Below are 15,388 nucleotides of genomic sequence, written 5' to 3'. Positions count from 1 at the left end.
GCTAGTTTTTTGCCGGCTTAACGTCGGCATAATTTTACCTAAAAAAATGAAATTATGACAAAACAAGAACGAAATAAAGATTTTAAGAAACACCTAAAACTCACCAACCCAATCCATTTTTTAGCGGTAGGGTTAGGTAGTGGTTTATCGTCAATAATGCCAGGTACGATGGGGTCACTGATGGCTATTCCACTTTGGCTATTGTTTTATGGTTTACAACCCGTTTTGTATTGGATATTTATTTTAGTGACTTTTATTTTTGGCTGTTTTATTTGTCAAAAAACATCAGATGATACCCATACTCACGATTCAGGTCACATTGTTTGGGATGAATTTGTCGGAATGTGGATCACGCTATTTTTTATTCCTCAGCTGACTATTTTATGGGTTACTATCGCTTTTTTAGCATTTAGAGTTTTTGACATGGTAAAGCCTTGGCCTATTCGCTGGTTTGATAAACGGGTGCCAGGTGGATTTGGCATTATGGTAGATGATGTAATTGCCGCTATCTTTTCCTCATTTACTGTTTATGCGATGACATTTATTCTTTAAGAGATGAAGCGTGATCCTCACCAAACTATAAGACAAAACTGCCACTATCAATGCGCTAAATTGACGACGAAATAAGGTATGTTTGCTGGCAGATCGCTTTTCGACCGAGTAAATCATTACACCGAAGTATACCCCACCTTCACGAGGGGGGGGGGAATATCCGTGATGTCGGTCATCCAAACTAGGTTGAGTTCAACAGGATTAAACGGCCTATTTAATGTATTGGGCCGTACATCATGCGATAGACTTGTGGTAAAAAAGATGAATATTATTGCTGATAATCAACAAAATAAAAACTTCAATAAAATCAATGACTTTTCTGAATGATTTTTATCATGCTTAATTTATATTCTTTCTGATACATCATAGCCCTAGTTTCTAATATCGTACACTAAGCTTGGGCAATTAGATGGGGTTTATGTCGCCAATAAGGCAAGGATCAATGATCTGATATTGACATGCCTATTTCTCTGAAATTTTTTGACAACACTAGCTAAAACATCTTTTGTGACCATCCTAATTTGCTTGAAAGATTATTAAAATAATCATACTCCTTAGAATGAATTAAATTAAACTCATACGAAGAACGGCGAATAATCACATCTTGTGTGGGTTTGACAGGCAAAATAATTTGGCTATCACAAGCAATATTAAGATCCAGTGCTGTCGTTGGGAATTTTAAGCGGATAGCATTATCACTTTTGATCACTAATGGTCTGACCGCTAATGAATGTGGAAACATTGGTGTAATAATTAATGCATCTAAATGAGGAGCTAAAATAGGACCGCCCGCTGATAGTGAATAAGCAGTGGAGCCGGTCGGTGTGGCAATAATCAACCCATCTGCTCGCTGTGAAAACGCATTGCGTTCATTAATGTAGACATCATAGTCAATCATATGCGCAACGGTATTAGGAGTAACAACAATTTCGTTGACAGCAAAACTTGAGTTAATCAAGTTACCATTATCATAAATAGACACTTCTAACAAAAAGCGGGGATCATCCTCATATTTACCAGCAATAACAGGGCTTAATTGTTCAATCACTTGTTCATGAGAAATATCAGTTAAAAAACCGAGGTTACCGCGATTGACGCCAATCACTTTGATTTTATAGTGCGATAGGCGCCTAGCTGAATGCAACATATTTCCATCTCCCCCGACAACAATAGCGAGATCGGCTTGCTCACCAATTGTTTCCAACGAAGCGTAGTGGCTAACAGAAAATTGAATGTGATTCGCTAAGCGATCTTCAACCAGCACGCGAATACCAAGTTTAACAAGCCAATCATAAAGCACTTGATGAGTTTCTATTGCTTCTAATTTACGCGGAAGCCCAATTAAGCCAATACATTTAAATGGTGTATCCATAAAATATCCTTGTTATTTTTTACATAACCATCTGTATTTTTTGATAATAATTCAAAAAATCACATATCAATATGATGATAAGCTTGTAATCATAAAAATTGCCCCCATAATAACCGTTATTCACTAAGTTTTCGACTACATTATTTGGAGTACCCTATGACAGAGCAAGATAAAAATATGTCAGAAAATGAAACTAACATTGACACACCAGTAGAAGCAACAGCCGAGCAAGAAGCGCCGGCGCAACCAAATCTTGAAGAACAATTAAGTGCAAAAGATGCCCGTATTGCAGAGCTTGAACAAGCATTGCAATTAGCGAAAAAAAATGAAAGTGAAGCCATGATTCGTGCGCGAGCTGAAATTGATAATGTTCGTAAACGAGTCGAGCAAGATGTTGATAAAGCGCGTAAGTTTGCACTCGAAAAATTTTCTAACGAATTATTACCCGTTATTGATAATTTAGAACGCGCTTTAGAATCTACAGATAAAACCAATCCAGAACATAAAGCGACAGTTGAAGGATTAGAACTGACATTAAAATCATTCTTAGACACTGTCAAAAAATTTGGTATTGAAGTGATTAATACCGAAGATTCTCAATTAAACCCTGATATGCATCAAGCAATTAGCATGGTTGAATCACCTGAACATCAGTCAGGACAAATTGTTAATACCATTCAGAAAGGCTATACCTTAAATGGCCGTTTAATTCGCCCTGCCATGGTTATTGTCGCTAAATAGCTAAGCGTAATGAGTTTAACCGCCAAGTACTGGCGGTTAATTTTATTTACTGCGTTGCTCTTCTCGGGCAAGTTTTTTCATTTTTTGTTCGATTCGTTGGCGTTTTAATGGTGAAAGATAATCGACAAAAAGCTTACCTTTTAAGTGATCCATTTCGTGTTGAATACAAATAGCCAATAGATCATCAGCGTCAATTTCGTAAGGATTGCCATTACGATCAAGTGCTTTAATTTTAATCTTTTCAGCTCTTGGCACAAAACCACGGCAATCAGGTACCGATAGACAGCCTTCCTCAATACCTGTCTCACCTTCTTGGCTAATGACTTCTGGGTTGATAATCACATAAACGTGGCTTTTGTCTTCTGATACATCAATTACGATAATTTGTTCATGCACATCGACTTGGGTAGAAGCCAGGCCAATACCATTTTCGGCGTACATGGTTTCAATCATGTTGTCAATAATGGTTTGTAACTCTGGTGTAAATTTGGTAACAGGCTTAGCAACTTTGCGAAGTCGCTCATCAGGAAAACGTAATACTGGTAAAATAGCCATAAATTATTCGATCTACTCCTCAAATTTCGGGTTTATTCCATCTATTATTCATTGTAAACATTTATCATACTGATGAATAGCCCTTGTTGGCTATTGATAAAATATATCTTATCAATTCAAGATATGACGCCTGTTTAAGCTGTATATAAAAAAGGGTTATGATGAGTAAATATGAATTTTTATTACGAATTTCAATGCTTAGATATGGAAAACGAGCCATTTTTGAAAAAATTATGCAACTTTTTGCTAACGGTTTACCTAGTAGCATAAAAGATGTCTCTCTTCTATTAAATAAACTAGGATTATCAGACATTCAATTAGCGCTTTTTTATGAAACATCATACCTACATTTTGAGCCAATACTTGAATGGTTAGATTCACCTTTTCCACCAAAATATCTTATTGCCTATTGCGATAATGATTATCCCTTACTACTTAAGCAAATTGATTCTCCGCCTTTATTATTATTTGTTTTAGGTAATCGGCAGTTATTAGATTCTCCTCAATTGGCAATGGTGGGCAGTCGCGAATTTAGTGAATACGGAGCACAATGGGGGCGATATTTTGCTGGTGAACTAGCTATGAATGGTTTAACTATAACTAGTGGTCTGGCATTAGGGTTAGATGCAATTTGCCATCGTGGTGCGCTTGAAGTATCTGGCCCGACTATTGCAGTTCTAGGCAGTGGATTAGCCAAGATTGCCCCAAGATCAAATTTAAGCTTAGCCAATGATATTTTGTCACAAGGTGGCGCCATTGTTTCTGAATTTCTACCATTTGAAAAAGCCAGATCAGTCTATTTCCCTCGTCGAAACCGAATTATTAGCGGATTAAGTTTAGGTACTTTTGTGATTGAAGCATCAGAAAAAAGTGGTTCACTAATTACAGCACGCTATGCACTTGAACAAAATCGCGATGTCTTTGCCTTACCTAGCGATATTGATAATGAAAACTGTAGTGGAACTCATTATTTAATTAAACAAGGCGCTTATTTGGTTTCTAAGCCTACTGATATTTTAGAGCATTATTATAACTATTTATCAGTAGTAAATAACTCGCTTAATTCAATTAAAGAAGCACCAAGCCATTCTATTTTGTACCCGGAAATTTTTGCTGTGATTCACCACCAACCTATTCCTATTGATATTATTGCTCAGCAAGTCAATTTACCGATTTCCGAAGTGACAACGAAATTATTAGATATGGAATTAGAGGGACTGATTAAAACAGTAACTGGCGGTTATATTCGTAATCGAATAATTTAGCATTAACAAAATCCTTGTTAAAAATTTTAGAAAAGTGCGCATTTAAATATAAAACCCGCCGATAGGCTTCGGCGGTATAGGTTATTTTTTATTTATCTTCAATTTCGAGCGCAATTTCAGATAAAATAATACCAGTGTTATCAGCATAGATAAAATCACCAGAAAAGAAAGTTACGCCACCAAAGTTAACTCGAATATCGATTTCACCGATGCCTTGATCTTCAGCGCCAACTGGAATTGCTGCCAGCGCTTGAATACCAATGTCAGCTTCAGCTAGGTGATCAACTTGACGAACAGCGCCATAAACAATAATCCCTTCCCACTGATTTTGCACGGCAATATCGATTAGCTCTGCATCAATTAATGCACGACGAACAGAACCACCACCATCAATAACAAGTATTTTACCTGAACCGTCCGATTGTAAAATTTCGTATAGTAGCCCGTTATCTTCAAAACATTTAACTGTTACAGCTTGACCTGAAAATGATGTCACACCGCCAAAATTACTAAATATTGGTTCAACAACGTTAACATCTTCTGGGTAATAATCGCAAAGAACTGAAGTATCAAACTCCATTATCAAGTCTCCTTTTGCTGTGGTATATAAGTTTATTTAGTATAACGCGAATACAAGTAAAACGATATTAAATTTAAATAAACAAATGCTAATTCAAGATAATTCTCAAACAATAAAATAAATTAACCAATAAAACAAGCCGAACTGCTTGTACTAAGCTTGTACCACTCTTATACTAATCAAAAGTTATTAACGATCAATTTAAATCATCATAGCAATATTTAATATCAATCAGTAAAGCCAATAACAATAAGCTACTCGATTTATATTTTATATTATTGATAATCTATTGATTATTATATTTTTCTATATTTAGACGTTGAGTTTTTAAAAAATTTTCTTACTCGACCTTCTCGCAATGCTGCAATAAAAAAGCCTAGTGAACCGTATATAATCCCAAGCAACAAAATCATAAATACATTAAATAAATTATCTTTTAAGCTTAATCCCATTTGATTGACACCTGCTATCATATTAGTTGCCCAAGTTGATGGTAACATTTTAGAAACTATTTGTACCCCAAAAGGCATGGCATCAAGTGGCCAAATTGTACCCGATAAATAAAATACGGGTGTTGTCAAAAATGCGAGTGTCAAATAGATCATTTCGGTTTTACGTAAACATTCAGTCAGCAATTTACTGAGCCCTAAAACACCAAGCAATAATGGAAATGTCATGATTAAAATTTCTGGAATATTGGCGAGTTGTCGATAGCCAAGTGCCCAAGGCCATAAACCAAACAGAACAATGGATAAAAATAACCAGATCGGTATAAGACCACATAAACTACCAAATATGACTATTTTCGGTGGTTTACCTTTCGGTAGTGAGTTTAAAGTAATGTTAGTACGCGTTGAAGCAATTAAAAATGAGTGTTGCAATAACATCACTAATAAGCCAGGAAAAGTAATGGCAGCAAAGCTAACCCCCGCATTATAAAGTGGTTCAGTTTGACCATTAATTGGCGATAAAATAATCTTAATCTGCTTATCTGAAAAACCACTATTACGCATTATTCTAGTATTATATTCAGTTAATATCTGTTGATAGATTCCTTTTATATCAACTTGTATTAAGCCATTAGCTAAACGGCTTGAGGCATCGCCGTATGCAGGAATTGTGACCTCTTCGCCCTTTAATAATCGTTTTTCAAAATCTCTTGGAATAGTAAATACCGCAAACAGTTTATGATTATTAATATCATCATAAGCTTGTAGAGAGCTTTCATATATGATGGTCTCGATTTTAGAGCTAGTATTTAAAGAGCGAATTAAACCTCGACTTGTTGGTGTATGATCTTGATCGACGATGGCTACTGGCAAGCTGGTTATAGTTCCATTACTATAAACTAAACTCATCAATGAGACAGATAAGATTAACAATAACCACCTTGGTCTCACTAACATAAGCAAAAATATTTTTACAAATGAAGACCAAAATATTTTAAGCATCTTGGTATTTCCTCTTACTGTGAATGTAGTCGTCTTACTAGACGTTTTCTTACTAACACCGTAATAATTATTGGATAGATCATTAAAATACCACAGACTTTTAGCACTGAAAGATAGCTAGAGTGACGTAAAAACAGATCAAACAGTTTATTAAGTGCATAAGTTAATGGCTCTAAAGATGAAATGAATCTGGCAATCCATGGCATTGATAGTTCTGGCACAACAATGCCCGAATAAGTTAGCGCCAACCCAACTAAAAGGCCGATATAGGAATAAGCATCAATTGGCGTTTTTGTAAAAGTGTACAGCAAAATACCGATACTTTGCGCAGCAATAACATAGAAAAACACCACTATCATCATTGCAAAGGGGGATCCTGATACACGCGCATCAGAAAATAAAACCAGCATAGCAATTTCAAAAATAAGTAACATCGTAAACCAAATGGTATAAGGGGCTAATTTACCTAAAACAAAAGGGTAGTTTGGACGCGTTCGTTTAGGTAATTGCGCTAATATATGAATCGTTGTTGTAACAACAAATAACTGTAGTAAATGTACCACAGCCGAGAATTGCTGAAAGTACATAGAATTACCGCTAGCATTAAACAGTCCATCATAATTAAAATTCACTTTTGCAAGCTTGGGGACTGCTATCCCAATGCTGGTTGCCATTGTGGTACGGTATTGAGTATTTAATGCGGCAATAAGGCCAGAATAGTCCATAATAGAATACAAGCCCGCACTATAGTATAACGCATTGTAATATAGCATTGGAGTGGGCTGACGGCCAGCTAATACATCTGCTTCAAAATTAGGGGGAATATAAAAAATGGCGTAAATTTTTGCTTTTCGCAAATCGCGCTCGGCCTCTGAAAGCTGGCTATCATAGTTAACAAGGCTTGCATGTGCACCCGAATTAAGATTGCGCACAATTTCACGTGATAAAACACTTTTATCATGATCTATATAGCCAACAGGTAGATCAAATAGCACACCGCGGTGGAATATGCTACTGATTAATACAAAAATAATTAGTGGCAAAATCCACATTAGCCAATGGAAAGTAAATCGTTTAAAAATGGTGGGTATTTCAGCATTAAACGCTTGTTTAAAGCGATGCCAAAAATCCCCAATTAATTGTCTATTTTCCATAATGTGCTCATACCTGCACGTAAATTAGTAATAGGCTTTGTTGGATAAAGCCTAACTTCAAAGGTTTTTAAATCAAAATCACCAGTAGCTCGCGTTGCCCGTTTTGTTGCATAATCACCCATGGGCGCAATATAACGAACTTCAGCCTCAATTTTTTTATTGCCGAGTGCGGGCACTTCAAGCTTAACATGATCACCTTTATGAATATTGGGCATAATGTTTTCGCGAATATTAAATATAAAGTAAGCCTGTGGTAGCTGAATGACAGTTAACAGTGGGCTATTGGCATTAAATAACTCACCAACTTCAGCAGGTATCGAACCAACTTCACCTGCGACAGGTGCTTTTACTTGTAAATCATCATATTGAATTTGTAATTGTTTAAGTTGCTCTTGCGCCTCTTTTAATTTTGCATCGTAAATTTCACGTTGCTCAATGCGATCCCCATTTTGCGCTTGATCTAAATTAGCTTGTGCCGACAGAACTTGTTGAAAGGCTTCATCACGTATTTTTAATGCATTATCTAAGATTGATTGAGAAACATAACCCTTACTAAAAATAGCTTTATTGCGATCATACTCTTTAGTGGCATTAGCATAAGCAACTTTAGCTTGTTGAAGTAATGCTTGATAGTAGCGAATACTTTCTTCACGTGTGCCGTGCTTAGAAAGTGTAACTTGAGCTTGAGCTTGATCACATGCTGCTTGTGCGGCTTTAACTTGTGCTAATAACTCTGGGCTATCGAGCGTTATTAATATATCGTTTGGTTTTACATCATCGCCTCGATTAACATGGATAGCCTGCACCCGTCCTTTAGCTTTTGACGAAATACTAACATTAGGCGCATCAACCTCACCTTGTAAGATAAGCTGACTATTGTGTGAGCGAATTAAAATTGTCATTGAGATTAAAATAACAATTAACACAATCGTAATAAAAATTTTTTTATTCATAAATTTTGTATAGAGTGATAATGATTAGATAAGACCTAAACAATTAGGACGATGGTATGCATTACAGATTTTACATACTTAAATTGTAACGATTACTATATTATAGGTTATACCAAAAATGCTTTATTTCAACAACTAAAGCAGAATTTTTATTTTAAAAAATAAGAATATATTAACATTATGAATAGTCAATATGGCTATATTCTATTTAACTTTTAAATAAATTTTGATAATTATAAAACATCACTTTAATAGGTTTTATTTATAATTGATATTAGTTAAAAGAAATAGATAAAAACCTACTTATTTAGTATGATATTTTCAATTAATATACGATAAGGTTCGAAATTTATGAAAAAAATAATAATTATTGGTGGTGGAGCCGGTGGTTTAGAGCTAGCTACAGACCTTGGCGATAAACTAGGTAAAGACAACCAAGCCGAAATTAGACTAATTGATAAAAACAGCTATCACTTGTGGAAACCTTTATTACATGAATTTGCCACAGGTGTTTTGAACGAACAAGCTGATAAAATTGATTATGCTACACAAGGGCAACAACACAGCTTCCAATTTACACAAGGTACATTTAAAGATCTTAACCGTGAAGAAAAACAAGTTATTATTGAAGATTTAAACAACGAATCTATCTCTGTACCCTATGATATTTTAGTTGTAGCAATAGGAAGTACCTCAAACGATTTTGGCACACCTGGTGTTAAAGAGCATTGTATCTTTTTAGATGACCAAAATGCTGCAATTCGTTTACGTGAAACACTGATTGCCAAATTTGCTGGTTTTTGTTCAATTATTGATGAAAAACAAGAAAAAACTGAAGATAAAATTCGTATTGCTATTGTTGGTGGCGGTGCAACAGGTGTTGAATTAGCCTCTGAATTACCACACATGGTTGAAACATTCGGCGCTTGTGGTCACAATAAAATGTGTTCAGATTTACTAGATGTATCCGTTATTGAAGCAACTGATCGTATTTTACCTGCCCTACCTGAAAAAACAGCATTAAGTATCACTGAAACTTTACAAAACCGTGGCATTCGCGTATTAACAAAAACCATGATCACTAAAGCGGAAAGTGATGGCTTTTATCCAAAAGAAGGCGATACCATTCACGCAGATATTATGATCTGGACTGCTGGGGTAAAAGCACCTGATTATTTAAAAGATATTGCCGGATTAGAATCAAGTCGTTCTAATCAGCTTGTAGTAAAACCAACATTACAAACAACACGTGATGATAATATTTTTGTTATTGGTGATTGTGCTTACGCAATGCAAGACAGCGGACGAGCCGCTCCCGCTACCGCACAAGCCGCACATCAAATGGCAAAAATTTGTTATGAAAACATTGTTAACATGTTAAATAATAAATCCATGAAATCATTCAGTTATACAGATAATGGAACAATTATTTCTTTGCATGATACCGCTCAAGGTGTGGTTAAAATTGCTGGAAAAGGAGAAATGAGCGTTAAAGGCTTTTTTGCTTTAACGATCCATCGCCTATTGTACCGCATGCATCAAGCAAGCTTATTGGGTATATTCAAAACAATTCGATTCGCTAAAACCAGTAAAGAAACGTATAAAAATAAATTTGCTTCTATCTTTACTCATCAAGACTAGTTTCCCATTTAAATAGCTACTTACAAAACACTATTTTATAAGTGGCTATTTTATTTTATAATTTATAGCATTATTTACAGCTAAAGGTAAATTTAATGCGTTTTGTTATATTGTTTATGCTGTCTTTAGCTAGCTTTATTAGTATTGCTAGTTATAAACCTCAAGATGGGGATATTATTTTTCAATCCTCACAATCAAGACAAAGCCTGGCAGTTGAACAAGCTACAAACTCTCCATACAGTCATATGGGAATTATTTTTATTAAAAATAATGGTAAGCCATATGTTTTTGAAGCTGCTAATAAAGTCGTTTATACACCACTAAATAGTTGGATTGCACGTGGTAAAAATAAAAACTACATCATAAAACGTTTAAAAAATCACAATCTATCCCATAGCGAAATTGCTAAATTAAAGCAAGTCGCAAGTAGTTTTGAAGGCAAACCTTATGATATCTGGTTTGGTTGGGACAATAATTATATCTATTGTTCTGAGTTAATCTGGAAAATTTATGATAAGGCTTTGAAATTGAAAATTGGCCAATTACAAACTATCAAAGATTTTAATCTTTCATCACCTGTCGTGAAGAAAAAATTAAAAGAGCGTTATGGAAACAAAATTCCTTATCAAGAAACGGTTATTTCACCAGTTTCTATTTTTAATTCCCCCTTACTGACAACAGTTGACAAACAATGGTAAATTAAAATACGGCTAAACGCTTAACTGGTGCAAAACTTTTACGATATAAATGATTAATACCATGTTCTTTTATTGCAGCTAAATGCGCTTTAGTTGGATAACCTTTATGCTTAGCAAGACCATATTGTGGATACAACTTATCAAGCTCAACCATTTCACGATCACGAGTAACTTTAGCTAAGATGGAAGCTGCACTGATTTCGGCCACCAACAAATCCCCTTTAATTACCGCTTGAGTTTGAATACCAAAATCTGGACAACGATTGCCATCAACTAACACAAAATTGGGCTTTATGGGTAATGCCGATACCGCACGTTGCATAGCAAGCATGGTAGCATGTAGTATATTCAATTTATCTATTTCGTCTACAGATGCCCTTGCAATGCTCCAAGCTAAAGCATCTTGCTTAATTATATCAAATAATTGCTCACGCTTTTTTTCAGTTAGCTTTTTAGAGTCAGTTAAGCCTATAATGGGCTTGTTAGGATCTAAGATAACCGCAGCGGTAACCACATCACCACAAAGCGGACCTCGACCAACTTCATCAACGCCAGCAATCAGTGTTGCATTTGGGTAAGTAAAATCTAACAACTATGTGGATCCTCTAATTACATCAATTACCGCTTGTGCTGCTTGTTCATCGGCATTACAACGAATTTGATTATGTAAAGATAAAAAGGTTTCCTTCAATATACTATTGTCGCTTTCTAAAAAAGAAATAATATGATTAGTAATATTTTCAGGTGTGCAATCTTGCTGTAATAGCTCTGGCACAATTGCTTTACCCGCTAAAATATTAGGTAAAGAAACATAAGGTGTTTTAATTAATTTTTTAGCGAGCCAAAATGTGAAAGGCTTCATTTTATAGCCAACAACCATCGGACATTTAGCTAACATACATTCTAGTGCTACTGTGCCTGAAGCTAAAATTGCGGCATTACTGGCAATCATTGCTTCACGGGCATGTCCATCTAATAATTGTACATCAAGTGTTGGTGCTATTTCGGCTTTAATTTGTTCAAACTCTTGTCGTCTTTTCGCATTGACTAGTGGCACAACAATATGTAGATCAGGATAGCGCTTACGCAAGAGTATTGCCGCTTTTAAAAAAGGTGCTGATAATAATGCAACTTCAGCATGACGACTACCAGGTAATAAAGCTATACAACGACTATTAAGCGGAATACCTAATTGTTGGCGCATAGCGTGTTGATTTGGGTTAAGTGCAATGTCATCCGCCATTTTGTGACCGATAAAACGGCAAGGTACATCAAATTTATCATAAAACGCTTTTTCAAATGGCAAAAAAGCTAAAATAAGATTGGTATTGCGTTTAATTTTGAAAACACGTTTTTGTTTCCAAGCCCAAACCGAAGGGCTAACGTAATGAATGGTTTTTATACCTGCTTGCTTTAATTTGCCTTCTAAAGAAAGGTTAAAATCAGGCGCGTCAATACCAATAAATATATCAGGTTTAAGCTGAATTAAGCGTTGAGTGATATCTCGACGGATTGATAAAATACGACGTAAACGCCCCAATACTTCAACAATGCCCATAACTGACAATTCATCCATTTCATACCAAGCTTGGCAACCTTCGGCTTGCATTTGAGGGCCAGCAATACCAACAAATTCAATATTGGGGTGATGTTTTTTCAGCGCACGAATCAATCCTGCGCCAAGAATATCACCAGAGGTTTCTCCAGCAACTAGAGCAACAGTTAACGGTTTATTGACCATTAACGGATGATGCCTCGCGTTGAACGGGTAAAGAAGTCAATAAAAAGTTGGGCTTCAGGCTGTTGTTTTGCAACAGCTTCAATTTGAACTTTGGCTTCTTCTAACGTTAGACCATTTCGATAAAGGGTTTTATAGCAGTTGCGAATCGCTTGTAAAGCTTCTTTGCTAAACCCTCTACGTTTTAGGCCTTCGTAATTTACACCATGAGGTGTTGCATGATTACCTTGAGCAATAACATAAGGTGGAACGTCTTGCGCAACGCCTGAACAGCCACCAACCATCACATGCGATCCAATAACACAAAATTGGTGCACTGCGGTCATACCGCCAATAATCACATGATCATCTAACTGAACATGCCCACCGAGCGTTGCATTGTTGGCTAAGATACAGTGGTCGCCAATATGACAATCGTGTGCAACATGAGCATTGATCATAAATAAATTATCACTACCGATGCGAGTCAAATTGCCACCTTGAATGGTAGCACGGTGAATGGTTACGCTTTCGCGGATCATATTGCGATCCCCAATTTCAGTGCGTGTTGGCTCACCGCGGTATTTAAGATCTTGGTTTACTTCACCAATTGAAGCAAATTGATAAATTTGGTTATCTTTACCAATTTTGGTGTGACCATTGATGACAACGTGTGATTTTAAATAGGTTCCGTCACCAATTTCAACATTTTCACCAATAAAACAAAAAGGTCCAATTTTGACGTTATCGCCAATTTTAGCGCCTTTCTCAATGACTGAACTTGGATGTATTTCAGTTGCCATAGTATTTCCTTAAAACAATTTGGAATATTTTAAATACCAAATGTTATTTACGAGCGCACATCATTTCGGCTTCGCAAACTAACTTGCCATCAACAGTTGCAACACCATGGAATAGCGCAATACCACGACGCTCTTTAATATACTCAACATCAAGTACAAGCTGATCACCAGGTACAACAGGGCGTTTAAAACGCGCTTTGTCAATTGAAGCGAAATAATAAAGTTGCCCAGGAGACAGCTCTTCAATGCTTTTAAATGCCAAAATACCCGTTGCTTGTGCCATGGCTTCTAAAATTAATACACCAGGGAAAATTGGTTTGTTTGGGAAGTGTCCTTGAAAGAATGGCTCATTCACCGTCACATTTTTTATCGCTTTTAATGTTTTACCTTTTTCATAACTAATCACGCGATCAACCATTAAAAATGGGTAACGATGGGGTAATAAACTGATGATCTCTTCAATATCAAGGGCATTAAGTTCGGTAGTCAAAATAGCTATCCTTATACATTATTTACTCTAAATTCTATACATTATAACTGAGGATACCGCTTTCACTCAAGGATGATTTAAATTGCGAAATATTGTCTGCTCTAATTTGTTATCAACATATTAATACAAATTTATAAAATAAATGATCCACAAGCACTATATTATCCTATACCAAATCATATATAATAATTAAAATAATCAACTAAAAAGTTTATAACTTGGAGAAGTATAATGAAATCATTGATTAAAATGACCTTAGTAAGTGGCGCCATTGTTTTAGCATTATCAGGATGTGATGATAAAAAAACAGCTGAATCGAATACTGAAACAACGGAAAGCAAAGTCACTCTTTCAACTGATGCACAAAAAGAAGCTTATGCTTTAGGTTCATCATTCGCAACCTATATGAAATCAAATTTGGAACAAAATGAAATTAAGCCTGATCAAGAATATTTAATCAGTGGTTTCAATGAAACATTCCGTGATGCATCTCAGCTTTCAAAAGAGCAAGTTAAAGATGTTTTAGATGCTTTTGGTAAACGTATTCAAGAAGAAAGTAAAGCACGTTTTGAAAAAGAAAAAGCAGATAATACTGCTGCTGGCAATAAATTTCGTGAAGAATTTGCTAAACAAGATGGCGTTAAAAAAACCAAATCTGGATTGCTTTATCAAATCATTAAAGAGGGTTCAGAGAGCCATCCAACAGCTGAAGATACCGTTATTGTTCATTATACAGGGACATTAACTGATGGGCGTAAATTTGATAGCTCTTATGATCGAGGTGAAACAGCAACATTCCCACTTAACGGCGTAATTAAAGGTTGGACAGAAGGCATTCAATTAATTGGCGTTGGCGGTAAAATTAAACTAGTGGTTCCACCTGAATTAGCTTATGGAGATCAGAGTTTCCCTGGTCAAAATGATAAAGCCTCTATTCAACCTGCTTCAACCTTGGTTTTTGAAGTTGAATTATTGGGTATTGATAATGGTAATACCAAAGACCAAAATTCACAAGAAACTAACTCACAGAAAGCAAAATAATTTTGTGAATTCATTAAATTATACACTTGTTGTTTTGGGTCCTGCTTATGGGACCCAATCTGCTTATTGCGCTTACCAATTTGCGCATACATTGCTGACAAAAACTTCTCATTCAATTAAAAATATCTTTTTTTATGCTGATGGCATATATAATGCTAATCATTATACCGATCCAGCTAATGATGAGTTTAATTTAGTTGTAGCATGGCAACAGTTAGCAAAGAAATATTCATTAACATTAGCTGTGTGTGTCGCAGCAGCGCAAAGACGTGGTGTTACTGAGGGTAATATTGCTGAACATTTTGAATTAACAGGGCTTGGTGAACTGAGTGAATCAATTGCTATGTCAGATCGTACTGTTCAATTTTGATTTAA

The 15,388-nt window shown here is 35.7% G+C and carries 17 protein-coding genes; 7 read left to right on the top strand and 10 right to left on the bottom strand.

The features are described from left to right. Positions 1-54: 54 nt before the first annotated feature. On the top strand, positions 55-552 hold the full coding sequence (locus tag A9G47_RS06660; RefSeq protein WP_065642486.1) for a phosphatidylglycerophosphatase A family protein: 498 nt from the start codon (positions 55-57) through the stop codon (positions 550-552). Positions 553-1,045: 493 nt separating this feature from the next. Here the strand turns inward: A9G47_RS06660 and nadK are convergent, their stop codons facing one another. Then, positions 1,046-1,924 carry an NAD(+) kinase gene (gene nadK / locus A9G47_RS06655; protein ID WP_065579843.1) on the bottom strand — a complete coding sequence of 293 codons (879 nt, stop codon included), beginning with the start codon at positions 1,922-1,924 and terminating at the stop codon, positions 1,046-1,048. Between the two features lie 156 nt (positions 1,925-2,080). Here nadK and grpE point away from each other — a divergent pair, with 156 nt between their 5' ends. Beyond that, positions 2,081-2,665, top strand: a complete 585-nt coding sequence (grpE, locus tag A9G47_RS06650) for a nucleotide exchange factor GrpE (protein WP_065642485.1) — start codon at positions 2,081-2,083, stop codon at positions 2,663-2,665. 42 nt (positions 2,666-2,707) lie between these two features. Here grpE and def read toward each other — a convergent pair whose 3' ends face one another. Beyond that, positions 2,708-3,220, bottom strand: coding sequence for a peptide deformylase (gene def / locus A9G47_RS06645; protein ID WP_065568264.1), 513 nt, complete (start codon positions 3,218-3,220; stop codon positions 2,708-2,710). Between the two features lie 161 nt (positions 3,221-3,381). Between def and dprA the strand changes: the two genes are divergently transcribed. Continuing rightward, the gene (gene dprA, locus A9G47_RS06640) at positions 3,382-4,485 is read left to right on the top strand and encodes a DNA-processing protein DprA (RefSeq protein ID WP_218057443.1); all 1,104 of its coding nucleotides are present in this window, start codon (positions 3,382-3,384) and stop codon (positions 4,483-4,485) included. An 88-nt stretch (positions 4,486-4,573) separates the two neighbouring features. Here the strand turns inward: dprA and rraA are convergent, their stop codons facing one another. The 4 genes from rraA to A9G47_RS06620 form a co-directional block, all read right to left on the bottom strand. Further along, positions 4,574-5,065 (bottom strand): ribonuclease E activity regulator RraA, encoded by a 492-nt coding sequence (rraA, locus tag A9G47_RS06635; protein ID WP_065568263.1) that lies wholly within the window; start codon positions 5,063-5,065, stop codon positions 4,574-4,576. A 296-nt stretch (positions 5,066-5,361) separates the two neighbouring features. Beyond that, on the bottom strand, positions 5,362-6,516 hold the full coding sequence (locus A9G47_RS06630; RefSeq protein WP_065568262.1) for an ABC transporter permease: 1,155 nt from the start codon (positions 6,514-6,516) through the stop codon (positions 5,362-5,364). A 14-nt stretch (positions 6,517-6,530) separates the two neighbouring features. After that, on the bottom strand, positions 6,531-7,670 hold the full coding sequence (locus A9G47_RS06625) for an ABC transporter permease (protein ID WP_065642484.1): 1,140 nt from the start codon (positions 7,668-7,670) through the stop codon (positions 6,531-6,533). After that, entirely contained in the window at positions 7,652-8,623 is a 972-nt protein-coding gene (locus tag A9G47_RS06620) for an HlyD family secretion protein (RefSeq protein WP_065568260.1), read from the bottom strand. The genes A9G47_RS06625 and A9G47_RS06620 overlap by 19 nt, the downstream gene beginning before the upstream one ends. Before the next feature lie 351 nt (positions 8,624-8,974). Here A9G47_RS06620 and A9G47_RS06615 point away from each other — a divergent pair, with 351 nt between their 5' ends. Together A9G47_RS06615 and A9G47_RS06610 are read left to right on the top strand one after the other, a co-directional pair. Beyond that, positions 8,975-10,264, top strand: a complete 1,290-nt coding sequence (locus tag A9G47_RS06615) for an NAD(P)/FAD-dependent oxidoreductase (RefSeq protein ID WP_065568259.1) — start codon at positions 8,975-8,977, stop codon at positions 10,262-10,264. 95 nt (positions 10,265-10,359) lie between these two features. Beyond that, positions 10,360-10,962, top strand: a complete 603-nt coding sequence (locus A9G47_RS06610; RefSeq protein WP_065568258.1) for a YiiX family permuted papain-like enzyme — start codon at positions 10,360-10,362, stop codon at positions 10,960-10,962. A 1-nt stretch (position 10,963) separates the two neighbouring features. Here A9G47_RS06610 and rnhB read toward each other — a convergent pair whose 3' ends face one another. From rnhB to fabZ, 4 genes are read right to left on the bottom strand one after another with little or no spacing between them, the layout of a single operon-like run. Then, positions 10,964-11,554, bottom strand: coding sequence for a ribonuclease HII (gene rnhB / locus A9G47_RS06605; RefSeq protein WP_065568257.1), 591 nt, complete (start codon positions 11,552-11,554; stop codon positions 10,964-10,966). Further along, the gene (lpxB, locus tag A9G47_RS06600; protein WP_065568256.1) at positions 11,555-12,703 is read right to left on the bottom strand and encodes a lipid-A-disaccharide synthase; all 1,149 of its coding nucleotides are present in this window, start codon (positions 12,701-12,703) and stop codon (positions 11,555-11,557) included. It abuts the gene before it with no gap. Beyond that, positions 12,703-13,482 (bottom strand): acyl-ACP--UDP-N-acetylglucosamine O-acyltransferase, encoded by a 780-nt coding sequence (gene lpxA / locus A9G47_RS06595; RefSeq protein WP_065642483.1) that lies wholly within the window; start codon positions 13,480-13,482, stop codon positions 12,703-12,705. Before lpxA ends, lpxB begins: the two co-directional genes overlap by 1 nt. Positions 13,483-13,525: 43 nt before the next feature. After that, a complete protein-coding gene (gene fabZ / locus A9G47_RS06590; protein ID WP_065568254.1) occupies positions 13,526-13,972 on the bottom strand; it encodes a 3-hydroxyacyl-ACP dehydratase FabZ in 447 nt (148 codons plus the stop codon). 231 nt (positions 13,973-14,203) lie between these two features. Between fabZ and fkpA the strand changes: the two genes are divergently transcribed. Both fkpA and tusD read left to right on the top strand, forming a co-directional pair. Beyond that, on the top strand, positions 14,204-15,013 hold the full coding sequence (gene fkpA, locus A9G47_RS06585; RefSeq protein ID WP_065579837.1) for an FKBP-type peptidyl-prolyl cis-trans isomerase: 810 nt from the start codon (positions 14,204-14,206) through the stop codon (positions 15,011-15,013). Between the two features lie 4 nt (positions 15,014-15,017). Continuing rightward, positions 15,018-15,383, top strand: coding sequence for a sulfurtransferase complex subunit TusD (tusD, locus tag A9G47_RS06580; protein WP_065568252.1), 366 nt, complete (start codon positions 15,018-15,020; stop codon positions 15,381-15,383). Positions 15,384-15,388 lie beyond the last annotated feature (5 nt).

Source organism: Gilliamella sp. WF3-4 (assembly GCF_001690275.1).
In the GTDB taxonomy this organism is placed as follows: domain Bacteria; phylum Pseudomonadota; class Gammaproteobacteria; order Enterobacterales; family Orbaceae; genus Gilliamella; species Gilliamella apicola_C.
Note: the sequence above shows the minus strand (reverse complement) of the source record. Positions and strands in the feature narration are given on the sequence as shown.

Excerpts from the sequence above, each read along its gene's own strand:
- A9G47_RS06660 (WP_065642486.1), top strand. The coding sequence starts at position 55 with ATGACAAAACAAGAACGAAATAAAGATTTTAAGAAACACCTAAAACTC.
- nadK (WP_065579843.1), bottom strand. The coding sequence starts at position 1,924 with ATGGATACACCATTTAAATGTATTGGCTTAATTGGGCTTCCGCGTAAA.
- grpE (WP_065642485.1), top strand. The coding sequence starts at position 2,081 with ATGACAGAGCAAGATAAAAATATGTCAGAAAATGAAACTAACATTGAC.
- def (WP_065568264.1), bottom strand. The coding sequence starts at position 3,220 with ATGGCTATTTTACCAGTATTACGTTTTCCTGATGAGCGACTTCGCAAA.
- dprA (WP_218057443.1), top strand. The coding sequence starts at position 3,382 with ATGAGTAAATATGAATTTTTATTACGAATTTCAATGCTTAGATATGGA.
- rraA (WP_065568263.1), bottom strand. The coding sequence starts at position 5,065 with ATGGAGTTTGATACTTCAGTTCTTTGCGATTATTACCCAGAAGATGTT.
- A9G47_RS06630 (WP_065568262.1), bottom strand. The coding sequence starts at position 6,516 with ATGCTTAAAATATTTTGGTCTTCATTTGTAAAAATATTTTTGCTTATG.
- A9G47_RS06625 (WP_065642484.1), bottom strand. The coding sequence starts at position 7,670 with ATGGAAAATAGACAATTAATTGGGGATTTTTGGCATCGCTTTAAACAA.
- A9G47_RS06620 (WP_065568260.1), bottom strand. The coding sequence starts at position 8,623 with ATGAATAAAAAAATTTTTATTACGATTGTGTTAATTGTTATTTTAATC.
- A9G47_RS06615 (WP_065568259.1), top strand. The coding sequence starts at position 8,975 with ATGAAAAAAATAATAATTATTGGTGGTGGAGCCGGTGGTTTAGAGCTA.
- A9G47_RS06610 (WP_065568258.1), top strand. The coding sequence starts at position 10,360 with ATGCGTTTTGTTATATTGTTTATGCTGTCTTTAGCTAGCTTTATTAGT.
- lpxB (WP_065568256.1), bottom strand. The coding sequence starts at position 12,703 with ATGGTCAATAAACCGTTAACTGTTGCTCTAGTTGCTGGAGAAACCTCT.
- lpxA (WP_065642483.1), bottom strand. The coding sequence starts at position 13,482 with ATGGCAACTGAAATACATCCAAGTTCAGTCATTGAGAAAGGCGCTAAA.
- fkpA (WP_065579837.1), top strand. The coding sequence starts at position 14,204 with ATGAAATCATTGATTAAAATGACCTTAGTAAGTGGCGCCATTGTTTTA.